General features: G+C 50.4%; 12 protein-coding genes and 2 pseudogenes. 4 read left to right on the forward strand and 10 right to left on the reverse strand.

Translation table 11 applies throughout. The features are described from left to right. Positions 1–23: 23 nt before the first annotated feature. The 9 genes and pseudogenes from BT142_RS09595 to BT142_RS09635 all read right to left on the reverse strand — a co-directional run bounded on the left by BT142_RS09595 (position 24) and on the right by BT142_RS09635 (position 8554). Entirely contained in the window at positions 24–785 is a 762-nt protein-coding gene (locus BT142_RS09595) for an AlkZ-related protein (RefSeq protein ID WP_072417974.1), read from the reverse strand. 21 nt (positions 786–806) lie between these two features. After that, positions 807–1136, reverse strand: a complete 330-nt coding sequence (locus tag BT142_RS09600; protein ID WP_072417975.1) for a hypothetical protein — start codon at positions 1134–1136, stop codon at positions 807–809. Positions 1137–1283: 147 nt separating this feature from the next. After that, positions 1284–2300: a GGDEF domain-containing protein gene (locus tag BT142_RS09605; RefSeq protein ID WP_242871955.1), complete on the reverse strand. Its 1017-nt coding sequence runs from the start codon at positions 2298–2300 to the stop codon at positions 1284–1286. 248 nt (positions 2301–2548) lie between these two features. Beyond that, positions 2549–4603, reverse strand: coding sequence for an FtsX-like permease family protein (locus BT142_RS09610; RefSeq protein WP_072417976.1), 2055 nt, complete (start codon positions 4601–4603; stop codon positions 2549–2551). Then, a pseudogene (locus tag BT142_RS09615) lies at positions 4593–5356 on the reverse strand (ABC transporter ATP-binding protein). Before BT142_RS09615 ends, BT142_RS09610 begins: the two are co-directional and overlap by 11 nt. A 29-nt stretch (positions 5357–5385) precedes the next feature. Next, complete coding sequence (locus tag BT142_RS09620) at positions 5386–5589, reverse strand: hypothetical protein (RefSeq protein ID WP_072417977.1); 204 nt, start codon at positions 5587–5589, stop codon at positions 5386–5388. Positions 5590–5713: 124 nt separating this feature from the next. Further along, positions 5714–6724, reverse strand: a complete 1011-nt coding sequence (locus tag BT142_RS09625; RefSeq protein ID WP_072417978.1) for a sensor histidine kinase — start codon at positions 6722–6724, stop codon at positions 5714–5716. Beyond that, positions 6721–7383 (reverse strand): response regulator transcription factor, encoded by a 663-nt coding sequence (locus BT142_RS09630; protein WP_072417979.1) that lies wholly within the window; start codon positions 7381–7383, stop codon positions 6721–6723. Before BT142_RS09630 ends, BT142_RS09625 begins: the two co-directional genes overlap by 4 nt. Before the next feature lie 157 nt (positions 7384–7540). Further along, on the reverse strand, positions 7541–8554 hold the full coding sequence (locus tag BT142_RS09635; RefSeq protein WP_072417980.1) for an SDR family oxidoreductase: 1014 nt from the start codon (positions 8552–8554) through the stop codon (positions 7541–7543). Positions 8555–9157: 603 nt separating this feature from the next. Between BT142_RS09635 and BT142_RS09640 the strand changes: the two genes are divergently transcribed. From BT142_RS09640 to BT142_RS09650, 3 genes are all read left to right on the forward strand, one after another. Next, a complete protein-coding gene (locus BT142_RS09640; protein ID WP_072417981.1) occupies positions 9158–9784 on the forward strand; it encodes a hypothetical protein in 627 nt (208 codons plus the stop codon). Further along, on the forward strand, positions 9781–9963 hold the full coding sequence (locus BT142_RS09645; protein ID WP_072417982.1) for a hypothetical protein: 183 nt from the start codon (positions 9781–9783) through the stop codon (positions 9961–9963). Before BT142_RS09640 ends, BT142_RS09645 begins: the two co-directional genes overlap by 4 nt. Positions 9964–10146: 183 nt before the next feature. Next, positions 10147–11571, forward strand: a complete 1425-nt coding sequence (locus BT142_RS09650; RefSeq protein ID WP_072417983.1) for a sensor domain-containing diguanylate cyclase — start codon at positions 10147–10149, stop codon at positions 11569–11571. An 86-nt stretch (positions 11572–11657) separates the two neighbouring features. Here the strand turns inward: BT142_RS09650 and BT142_RS09655 are convergent. Continuing rightward, positions 11658–11996: pseudogene (locus tag BT142_RS09655) on the reverse strand (DUF4368 domain-containing protein); the annotation flags it as partial. A gap of 73 nt (positions 11997–12069) precedes the next feature. On the opposite strand from BT142_RS09655, the gene BT142_RS09660 reads away from it, so the two are divergent. Further along, positions 12070–12387 carry a transposase gene (locus tag BT142_RS09660; RefSeq protein WP_072417984.1) on the forward strand — a complete coding sequence of 106 codons (318 nt, stop codon included), beginning with the start codon at positions 12070–12072 and terminating at the stop codon, positions 12385–12387. The last annotated feature ends 39 nt before the right edge of the window (positions 12388–12426 follow it).

A 12426-nucleotide genomic window follows, 5' to 3' on the forward strand; every position in this document is an offset into this window, starting at 1 on the left:
TGTCCGCTCTTTTTCTGTATAGTTTACGGCGCTTTGCCGATGACTTTGCCGATGCTTTCCTCGTCGGCGTTCGGGAAGAGTGCTCTCACCTGCCCGACTATGCGTTCGCGTGAGATACTCGGAGCTTCGTCATAGCAAGATGTGACGAGCTCATAACCCCATACAGCTTCGGGCGGAAGCAGTACCGAAACGGGCATACCGTATTCCGCGCCCTTTTTGTTCCTGCGCCTGTGAAAGTCGGTTATCGTAAGGTAGGTCTGCATCATGAGCCCTGTTATGATACCCGGAAAATTTTTCTCTCCGCCCTTACCGAAGCCGCAGAGCTTTTTCAGGTCCGATGAAAGTATCTGCTTGTCTGTCCGGATGATGTCGCCGTCGCTGTCTCGTTCGGTGAGCATATCCATGATAAGCTTTTCGCGCCTGTTGGCAAGACCGTCATCCCAGCGCGAATCAAAATCGTATCCGCCTCGTCTGTAATTTGCGAAAACAGGCAGCCATTCGGTGCTGATAAAGCCTGCTTTGCCGCCGAAGAATTTACCGTAGGCGACTTCCCTGCCTGACGCGATGATCTCACGCCACTCCCAGGGGTCTTGCTCTCTGTTCCCTGTCCACCAGTACCTCGGAGAGACGTGTTCCTCTGCGGAAAAGCCCTCTATCTCATTGGCGAACAGCGGCAGGAACCCTATCTCTTTCACCCACGCGACAAGCTCGCTGTGAGACATTATCCTCAGCGGATCGTTTTCCGAAAGACCGCGCATGATGAACTGACCGTTTATTACTTCCATTTTCTCACCTGCGATCAGCCGTCACGAAAATGAGAAAGCGATATCCTCTGCACTCTCATCAGCCCCGAAATCCCTCGGCTTTTCCGAAAGCATGATCTCGATGCAGTTTGCGTAAATTATCTTATCCATGTTTTCCTCGGTAAGCTCATAGCCATGTGCGGAAGCCTCATCGAGCGCTTCCCTGAGCGGAAACTCCGACTGTATCCTGCCGATACCGTAAAGATACAGCTCATCGAACTTATCTGGCACCTGACTGATGAACTGATAGTTTTCATAACTCAGAGTTTCAGCATTACAGATGCTCACCCTGTCGATCTTTGAAATATACTTCCTGAATTCTCCGAACTTCATTTCCGATACTCCTTCCTGCGGAATTCTGACCGCTGATAACAGTATACCACACTGTGGCATCGGGGTCAACAGTTTTTTGGCGGTAAAATGCAATTTTTCACCCTCTTCGGGGCTGATCCCGAAGAGGGCTGTGCATTATTTTCCGATTCAGACAACTACTCTGTTCTTTCCGCTCTTTTTTCCTTTGTAGAGCTTTTTGTCGATCTGATGTATCCACTCGTCGATGGTGTCGCCGCTGTTCCTGCGGGACATACCCACCGTGATTGTGACCTTTATACTGCTGTCCTCGAAAACAACGGGTTCCGAGCCGATACCCGCACGCATCTTGTCGAGCATTTCGTGCGAGAGCTGTTCGTCATCCTGACAGAGTATAAGGAATTCCTCACCGCCCCATCTTGCAATAACGCAGCCTTCGCAGGAAGCCGTCATTTTGCTGCTGATGACCTTCAGCACCTCATCGCCCGCATTATGGCCGTAGGTATCGTTTATCTTCTTGAAGTCATCTATATCCACCATCGCGAGGATATCGGGCTTGCCGCCTTCGGGCAGTTCCGAGAGCTTTTCGAGCATATAGTGCCTGTTATAGAGCTTAGTCAGGCGGTCTCTGTGCGCCATCTCGCTGAGCTTCTTCTCCGACTTGATGATATTGCGGATAAGATAGTTCGTGTAGATGACCAGATACCCGAAGACCGTCAGCGAATTGAAAATCCAGAAGAAGGGCGCGTACTTTTTTCCGCGGTCATATATCGGACCGTTGACCATGACGTAGCTCATGAACACAAAGTAGATCAGTGCGATGATTATGCTGATGTACAGAGCCTTGACACCCTTTCTGCCGATCCTGAACGACATATATTCCACCACATAGACGACAGGTATCATCGAAAAACAGTACAGGTGAAAACCGTAGCTCTCGCCGAGAAAGACCGTCGTCACCGCCATATACAGCACCAGCCAGCAATAGCAGAACCATAGATAGATCTCCAGATGATCCGTATAGACGAGAAAGTACGAGATCACGTATACCAAAGCCGTCGGGATGCTGAAATAAACAAGAAAATCAGCATCGAGCAGCTTAAAAAATGCCATCAGTCCAAAAACCATCAAAAGCATGACGGTGTTGACCACGTATGCGATCTTTTTAGCAGTTTTCGTGTTCAACAAAAAGCAACCCCTTTCTGTAAAAAACTCCCCCCACGCGGACTATCATACCGCTTTTTATACTCAATTAAAGAAATAATACGCTTTATGTTACCATTATAACACTTTTTGTTAACATTGTCTACCCCTTTTTGGCGATTTTTTATTTTTCAAGATTGTTTTTCCTCGTTCTGAGCAAAAAAATAAACAGCCGATGCCCGAATAGATCGGCGGACATCGGCTGAAAGCTTTTGTATAGTATTTCCGTTTTGTTATTTTCTGTCTTTGATTATGCCTTTGCTGCAAAAATAGGTTACGAGGAAGTATCCTCCGTAGATAAGCAGTATCATGACCGAGGTCGCGGCGATGGACGAACCCATCTTTTCGGTGCCGAACACCTCTAATATCTGTACCGCGAACTTCATGCCGAACACCGAATGGATAACGGCGAGCACCAGCGGCAGCAGGAAGAATATCCCCGTCTGACGGAAGAGCGACTTGGAGATATCGCTCTCCTCAACGCCGATCTTGCGGAGCATCTCGTATCTTGTGATGCTGTCCACGCTCTCGGAAAGCTCTTTGAGGGCGAGTATCGCACCGCAGGCGATGAGGAACACAAGTCCGATGTATAGACCAAGAAAGGTCACCATCGCGCCGAGACCGATTGTCGCTTCGGCGATGTCGAGCTTTGTGTTCAGTTCAAGACTGAAACGGCTGTTGTCAAAGTCGTCGGTCATTTTTGTCGTTATCGCTTCAAAAGCGTCACGGACTGTACTTTCTGTTTTCTTGTTCTCTCTTCTCGAACCACCCTTGTAGGTCGCGATCAGATAATCCATGTTCGCAAAAGTTTCATCTACAGCCGTATCGGGAACGACTATCATTCCTGCGTTGATATGCTGTGAAGATATATTCACGAAACCATCCTGACACTCGTCATATTTCGAGCGAAGTGTGTGACCGCAGACGGTCAGTTCGGAGCCCTTCGTCAGCGCACTGTCGCGGAGCGCCTTCATGGATTTAAAATCGCAGAGCACGATGAATTCGTCATCACCGAGTGAGAGCGGCTGTCTGCCGTATAGCTTCATCAGCGTATTGTAATCGCTGAGTCGGATGATGGTCTCGGGAACGTCGGTCTGTAAGAAACGGAACTCCTCAAGGGTCTCATCCAGATGACCGCCGAGCGAATCTGCAAGGGTAAGATCACGGTCTGCGTAAACGTGGAAATGCACGTAGTCCGAAAACTCATCGGTAAGGTCATAGCCGTACTTTTCGCAGAGCTCGGTCACATCGCCGTAGACAGGAGTTTTCATCTCATCGTCCGAATATTCGAGGTAGGTGAGTTCGAGATCCGCAGGGCAAAGATCGGTCAGGTTGGAGTTCATCGAGTTGCGGATCGAGAACGCCGCCGCAAGGGTGCAGATGGTCACGAACAGCATCAGGCAGATGACCGTCATGGAGAACACCATCGTGTTGACCTTGCTGCTTATCTGTCGGAAGGTGAAGCTGTTGAGCCCTTTATGGTAGATGTTCTTCATGGACATTACCACGCGGAGCAGCATACCCGACACCGACCAGAAGATGAGGAAGGTGGAAACACAGCCCGTTATGATATACATTATAAGACGGCTGCGTGAGAGCTCGCTGTAATTCCAGCCCACCTGATAGTAGGCAAAGCCGAGCGCTGCCGCCGCCATCAGGAAGATCACAACACAGATCCAGGGATTTTTCAGCCTTATCTGCTCGGAACGTTTTCCCGACTGTATGAGGTCAATGAGCTTCATTTTCGTGATGACGGCACTGTTGAAGATCATCACCACAAGATACATCACCGCGAAATATATCACGGTCTTCAGCATCGCTTCGCCCGAAAAGCTGAAACGATATGCGGTCATATCCGCTTCAAAGAGGTTCGCCACAAGAGCGCTCATCAGCTGGGAGAGCCCTATGCCTATCACCAGTCCCACTGCCAGCGAACCGATACCGATGATGACCGTTTCGAGCAGCAATATCGCCGATATCTTCGCCTTGCTCATGCCGAGGGTCATGTAGAGGGCGAACTCACGGTTGCGGCGCTTCATCAGAAAGCGGCTTGCGTAGACGATAAGCAGACCCAGCACGCCTGCCACGAAAACGCTCACGCCCGAAAGCATCGTCGTGAGCAGTTCGATGATGTCGCTGCGGTTCTTCGAGACTTCCATCATCGCCGCCTGTCCGCCTATGGCGTTGAACACATAGAACACCGAAACGCCGATGATGAGCGTGAAAAAGTATACCGCATAGTCCCGCAGGCTCTTGCGGATATTACTGAGGGAGAGTTTACAGAGCATCGTTCACATCTCCTCCCAGCAGCGTTACCACGTCGATGATCTTGTCGAAGAACTGCTTTCGGCTGTCGGAGCCGCGGCTTATCTCGTGGAATACCTTGCCGTCCTTGATGAAAATGACGCGGCCTGCGTAGCTTGCGGTGAAGCTGTCGTGGGTGACCATCATTATAGTGGCGCCGCACTCACTGTTGAGGTACTTGAAACGCTCAAGCAGCATCTTGCCGCCTTTGAGTCGAGTGCTCCTGTGGGCTCGTCTGCCAGCACCAGCTTCGGGTCGGTGACGATAGCGCGTGCCGACGCGACCCTCTGCTTCTGACCGCCCGACATCTGGTAGGGGTACTTTTGCAAGACCTCGGTGATGCCGAGCTGTTCGGCGACCGTCTTGACCGCCTTGTCTATCTCAGCAGCAGGCTTTTTCTGAATCGAGAGCGCCAGCGAGATATTCTCGTAAGCCGTCAGCGTGTCGAGCAGGTTGAAGTCCTGAAAAATGAAACCAAGCTTTTCGCGGCGGAACTTGTTCAGCGCCTTGCCTTTGAGGGTGGTGATGTCGGTATTTTCAAGGCTGATATGCCCTGCCGTCACGCGGTCGATGGTCGAGATGCAGTTGAGAAGCGTGGTCTTTCCGCTGCCAGATGCTCCCATTATCGCGACAAACTCGCCCTCTTCCACCGAGAAAGATATGTCGTCGATGGCTTTCGTAAGGCTCGATTTGCTGCCGTAATACTTTTCTATATGCTGAATGTTTAGCAACTCCATGATCGTTATTCTCCTTCTGTTCCTACTCGTCAGACCTCTTCAGCCTTCTTCAGTGCTTCGCAGCAGCAGCTGAAGATCGCAGCGTTGCAGGCAAGTATCGAGCAGCCTGCCGCATCCAATCTCTTTTCCTTCACCAAGACCAGCAGAACGCCGATGATGCATACTGCCATAGTAACTGAGGAAATAACGAGTGCCTTTCTAATGCTCTTGATTTTCTTTTTTGTGTTTTTCATAAAAGATCACCTTTTCTTTCTTTATTTTCGGGTCATTGCCCTTTCGATGATCTAATTATAGCACACTTGAAAACGATAGTCGCTGTTTTAATCTTACATAACATTACAATTTTGTAATGTTGGCTCAAACAACGTCATGCAGGTCGTTTTTGCCGAAAGTAATGGAGATCTCGGTGAACTCCCCCTGCACCGATCCCGCCGAAACGCTGTGACCCAGCTTTCCGCAGAGCTTTTTCACGATGTACAGACCCATGCCCGTCGATCTTCTGTGAGTCCTGCCGTTTTCCCCCGTGAAGGATTTTGAAAAAATGTTCGGCAGGTCGGCCGCGGGGATGCCACAGCCGTTGTCGCGGAAATGCAGCACTGTTTTTTCGGGGCTGTCCTCAGCGGTAACTGTGATCTCTGTTGCGTCATACTTCATGCTGTTGCCCATCAGCTGACCGAGGATGAAGCCGAGCCACTTGCCATCGGTCATTACGTTCACGTCAAGACCCTCGGTGTGGAGCGAAATGCCGCGCTCCAGCAATTCCTCACGGTTCCTGATGGCGATGTCGGCAAAGGTGCGTTTGAGCGACACGGGCTTGATGATATAGTCGCGCTCGGCGTTGCCGCTGCGGGCATAGTAGAGGACGTTTTCAATGTAGTCGTCGATGCGCCTTATCTGCTCGGCGTATTTGGTGTGATTTGACGAATTGCCGTCATCGTTGTGGCACATCAGCTGCAAACTCGCGACAGGCAGCTTTATCTCATGCACCCAAAGTTCGAGGTACTCGCGGAACTCCTTGTTCTCGCGGCGGTATTCGGCGATATGCTCGCACATGGATTTGTTGGACTCCTGCAAAGCCTCATAGAGGATGTGCCCCTCTAAAAAGTCGGGGTCGCTGACCATTTCAGAGAGCAGATATTTTTTGTCCAGCTCGCCGAGACAGTTTTCCAGCTTGTCATACCAGCTCTTTTTACGGGTAAAGCCCCAGGCTTCGGCGGCAAACATCCCGAGCCAGAGTATCACGCTCACGATGACCGCCGCCTGCACCGTAACGCGGAACGCCGCCAGAAATATCAGCACGAGCACCCATGTCCCGCCTGCGATAAGGTACACCGCAAGCCTGTCTTTCATATAATCAGTCAGCTTCATTTCAGCACATACCCCTGTTTCTTGCGTGTCTCGATGGCGTCGGGCAGCCCCATGTCCGCGAGCTTTCCACGCAGGCGGCTGATGTTGACCGAGAGGGCGTTGTCATTGACGAACTCGTCGTTGTCCCAGAGGGCGGTCATAAGGTCGTCACGGGTCACTATCTCGCCCTGTCGGTCAAGCAGCAGCTGAAAGATTATCATTTCGTTTTTGGTGAGTATCTGCTCCTTGCCGCCACGCGACAGGCTGCCCTTGACGGTGCTGACCTCGATATCATGATAATTCTGCACCTGACTGACCTTCGCGGTGCGTTTCAGAACTGCCGAGATGCGCAGAAGTAGTATCGTCGGGTTGTAGGGCTTTGTGATGTAGTCGTCCGCGCCGTAGCTCATGGACAGCACTTCATCAAGCTCTGTGGTGCGGCTGGTAAGCATTATGACGGGGGTGTCGCTGCCCTTGCGGAACTCCTGCAAAAGTGTCTCGCCGTTGACGTTCGGCAGGTTTATGTCGAGCAGGATGAGATCGGCATTCGCGGCGGTCATCTGACCCGATACGTTCTCGAAATCGGTCACAACGACCGTATCGTAGCCCGCGTTCCGAAGCATGATTGAAAGCTCGTCGCGCAGGGCGGATTCGTCTTCGATTATCATTATTTTTTTCATTTCTGCTGCTCCTGTATGTATTTTTTTTCGCCTGTAAGTATGAAGGCACATTGGATATTATAACATATCATCCGACTTTTTTCAAGTACATCCCTGACAATATTGTGACAGCACAAAGCGCAGAAGCCATAAAGCCTCTGCGCCTTGTAATTGTATGTCAGTGAAAGTCCTTCTTTGCCTTTTCAAGTGCGGCGATGACCCTGTCGCACCAGCTGTCGAATTCCTCGTCGGGGTGCTGATATTCGGGATGCGCGAGGATGTTTTCGACCGTCCTGCGGATGCCCTCTTTCGCAGTTATCTCCGCCTTGAAGTCGGGGACGATCGCCCTGACCTTCGAGTTATCGAAGTGGACGGAATTCGCCTTGTCGCCGATGAGACTGCCGACAAAATCATAATCGCTCATATCGGCAAGGGTCTGCGAGGAAACATAATAGGGCTTCAGCTCAACGCCCAGCGCATCGGCTATCGCGTGATATATCTCGTTCCAGCTGACGCTCTCGTCTGAAGTGATGTGGAAGGCTTCGCCGATTGCCCGCGGGTCGCCTATCAGCCCCACATACGCCTTTGCAAAGTCGCTGTTGTGAGTTATCGTCCATAGGGAGCTGCCGTCGCCGTGGATTATTACTGGCTTGCCTTCCATGATGCGCTTTACCACCTGCCAGCTGCCGTTCCTGCCGTGGACTCCGAGAGGTACGCTGCGCTCGTCATAGGTATGGCTCGGGCGGACTATCGTCACGGGGAAGCCGTCCTCGCGGAAGCGCTCCATAAGGTATTCCTCGCAGGCTTTCTTGTTGCGCGAGTACTCCCAGTAGGGGTTTTCAAGAGGAGTCTCCTCGGTGATGATATAGCTTGTCGGCGGCTTCTGATAGGCGGAGGCGGAGCTTATGTAAATGAACTGCTTCGTTCTGCCGCCGAACAGCCGAAAGTCACGTTCAAGCTGCTGAGGGACGAAGCCGATGAACTCGCCAACGCAGTCGAAGTCCATTCCTGCCAGCTTTTCTGCGGTCTCCTGTTCGTAGCTGATGTCTGCAATGATCGTGCGGACGTTTTCTGGCAGGTCTGCGTTTCGGCTGCCGCGGTTCAGCAGGTACAGCTCGTGACCCTGCTGAGCGAGCAGGCGTGTGATAGCCATGCTGATCGTGCCTGTTCCGCCGATGAATAATATCCTCATAGGTCTCTCCTTTCGGTGCGGTCGGGGGGTTCGGTGCTTCATATTTATATTTTATCATATTTACGGGCAAAATGCAACACTTCTTTACAAAAACGGCGAATTCTCGTGTGTTTACAGCTTTGCTTGTCAGTTTTATTGTCGGCAGATTGACTTTTTTCATAAGGTTTGGTATAAAAATCCAAGAGACAAACGCTCCGTAAAAATCGGTTATTTAACAGATCGGAGAGAGATAGGAGAAGTTATGGATAACGAAAATTTCAAAGTCCTGATGATAGATGACGATGAGATGATCGCCGCGGCTACGTCCGAGTATTTCAATATGTTCGGCGTAAGGACTGCCTATCAGTCAAAACAATAATTCTGAAAAGCTGGTAAAATCAATGCTTTTCCCCTCTGCTAATAAATCACAGTCATGTACAAAAAACGAGTGCCGGATGCTTTTATGGAACAGCGTGAGATCGTTGATACTATCATTGATTGGTAAAAAGCAAGGCATACCGCCGAAAAGGTGGTATGCCTTGTTTGATGCACGGAATAGTATTATATTGTTTCAAGCGTCAAAGTCGATTTCGCTGATACAGTAATAACGGCGAAAACCATTCCGTGAACATGACCCTTGTGACCGAAAGCACCGAGTATGCCTTTGAGGATTTCGTCAGGGACGAAACGCTGTCCGACGATAAGATCACAAAGCTCCAGCACCCGATCTACCTGCCCGAATACTTCAAGATCGCCGACGGCTTCAAGCCCGGAGACATCTTCACCCTGACGGCGGGCGGTATGGATTACCCCTTTGAGATAGCGGGCTTCTATAAATGCGGACTTCTTGCCGAGGGCGGAATAGGCAGAAAATGCGTTATCTCCGATTACGACTATATGCTGCTGACCTCGATCTACCCCGAGAGTGAGCTTTTGATATTCGATAAGAGCGAGAGCTTTGATTACCGCGAATACAGCGAGAAATGCGCCGAAAAAAGCGGTAATAATTTCTCAAAGGCTTGTTCGTACCGCAATGTTGATGACTCAAAGATCATTGAGACCACGGAGACGGAAATGTACCTTTATATCAGCATTTTCTTCTCGGCAGTGACTTTTGCGGCGGTTTTCTTTCTGATCGCTCACAAGATCAAAAAGGATACCACAACTCCCTCATCAACGAACCGTGACCTCAGGAACATTGATATACACGATGTGACGCTGAACAGTGGTTCCGCATCGGCGAGGACATGAGCGGCGGCTCGATAATTGCCGAGCGCCCGAAAAACAGCGTTATCTGCGTGTACAACAAGTACGGCGAGCTCGTTTACACCACCCACATTAAGGACGCGCCTGCCGAGATACCCCTGCCTGTCGGCGGATATATCATTTTCCACGGCAAGACGGGCGACAGCGTCAGGGTGTTCGGTTAACGGCAATATCCTGTTTTACATTTTTCGATAGAAATATGGGCTCCGATCCCGAAAACAGATCGGAGCCTTAATGTATTTAAACTTTTTTTGATTTATCTATTGATTTTTGCCGAAGAATGGTGTATAATTAAGTTAATGAATTGTGATTTAATTGTAAAGTTCAGGTAAAGGAGCGTGCGGCTTATGGATTTTCAGCAGTGGATAGAAAGCATGATCGGTCTGGCGAGCGTATACGCATTCGACATTATGCCCGACGGCAGCTTCAGCGAGATTCGGCTGATGGCTTTGAACAAGAAAAATGCCGCGATAATCGCGAGAAACCCGAAAGCGCCGAAGTTTTACCCGGGTATCCCCTGGCGGAGCTATTTTACCGATGTGAACTTCGAGAGCTTCTGCTACAGATGCGGCAGCACCTGCAAACCTCTCTACTCCTACGTGAACGCCCACGGGTTCTGGCTCAAAGGGTTCTATCTTCCTGTTCTGACAGGCGAAACGCCCGAATCCCCTGACAGCCCGAGGACTGTGTACGTCCTCTACGTTCTCGACCATTCAAAAGAAATGGACACCGACGCGATGTCCCACCGCTCTGCCGAAACTTCGGCGGCGGTCATTAATATCAGCATCAAGCTCCATGAAACTCAGGATTTCATACAGTCCATGTCCGAGACTATCGCCGAGCTCAGAAAAGTCTGCGGTTCGGAACTGTGCTCGCTCCTGACCGTTGACCGCAGTGAACACAAATGCACATTCATCAACGAGTACGGCACTCAGCCCGAACTTCTTGAGATCATCGCAAAGGGGATGAAATGTACACCCTACGAGGTCGCCTTTGCGTGGGAAAACGACCTTGCGGGCAGCGACTGCCTGCTGCTCGACGACCTCAGCGTGATAAAGGAACGCGATCCCCTGTGGTACGAATCACTCTGTGATTTCAAGATCAACAGCATCGTTCTGTACTCAGTGCGTTTCAGCCAAACGGTCGTCGGGTTCATCTGGGCTGCGAATTTCGATAAGACGAAGATGATGCACATAAAGGAAACGCTCGAACTGACTTCGTTCCTCATCGGCGCAGTCATCGCAAATCATCAGCTCCTGTCAAAGCTCGAGATCAAAAGCAATATCGACGAACTCACTCAGGTGGGCAGCCGAAATTTCATGAACACGCGAATAAAAGAGCTGAAATCCGACAAGAGCAAACTGCCCGAGACTTTCGGTCTTGTCTTTGCCGACCTGAACGGTCTCAAGACCGTCAACGATACCGAAGGTCACGCGGCTGGCGACAAGCTGCTTTCGAGAGCCGCTTCGCTGCTGAAGCTCGCGTTCGGCGACCACGAGATATACCGTGCAGGCGGCGACGAGTTCGTGGTGTTCTGCCCGAACATCACCGAGGAAGCCTTTGAACGGCAGACCGCACAGCTTCGCGCCCTTGCAGACACTACCGACGATGTGAGCTTTGCGGTGGGTACGGAATGGATCTCGGGCGACATCGACATCGACAGCGCCATGGATTCCGCCGACGCGAAGATGTACGAGGACAAGAACGAGTTCTACCGTCAGCACCCCGAAAAGGACAGACGCAGGAACAACGGTCAGATACAGCTCCACTGAATCACTGCAAAAAAACAAGGGACTGCACAAGAGTTGCGCTCTAAAAGAAGTATTTAAGAATTAAGGTAAAGGTTGCGTAGAATAGCCTACGCAGCCTTTCTCTTTTTATCGTAGTCTCTGCTGTCAGCAACAGCAGAAGCAACTGCAACGCCGAAGCGGAAGTGTATCTCAATATCCTGAGTGCGGTGTCCGCTGCTCTTATCGGGAGCATAAATGACTATCTTCTCAGTAAGCTCGGTTATATGCTCATATTTTCGTACTACTTTAATAAACGAGTTCACATCTGCTGTTTTCTGCTCCGCTGTCTCAATAAAAGCGTTCAGCTCTGCAACACTTGCTTTCAGCTTCTTCTGTTCGTCATCGTATCCATCGGACATCATTGTAAAGCGTTCATCGGAGATCTTACCGGATACGTTGTCCTCATAGTAATGCTGTATAATAAAACTTGATACAACCCCAACAACCAAAGTATAATAAAACCAAAGGAGTGTGTCAAACATGGGAGCAGAAAGAAAATATGACAACGAATTCAAAAAGCAGGCTGTGAAATTAGCTAAAGAGGTGGGGACCAACGCTGCCGTCGCTGAACTTGGTATACCCAAAAGCACCTTGCTGACATGGGTGCGTAAAGCAAAGGCAGGCGAGATCGATACAGGCTCGGGCACTCGCTCGCCCGAAGAATCTCTTAACCTTGCTCAGCAGCTCCAGGCTGCAAACAAGCGAATAAAAGAGCTTGAAAGGAAGAACCGTGAGCTTGAAGAACTCAACGAATTTCTTGAGGAAGCCTCCGCTTTTTTCGCAGTCGTGCGCAGCTAAGACGAACGTCGGAAGTCGGGAAAGAAGAACGGCTAAAGT

The sequence above is a fragment of the Ruminococcus sp. YE71 genome (assembly GCF_900119155.1).
In the GTDB taxonomy this organism is placed as follows: domain Bacteria; phylum Bacillota; class Clostridia; order Oscillospirales; family Ruminococcaceae; genus YE71.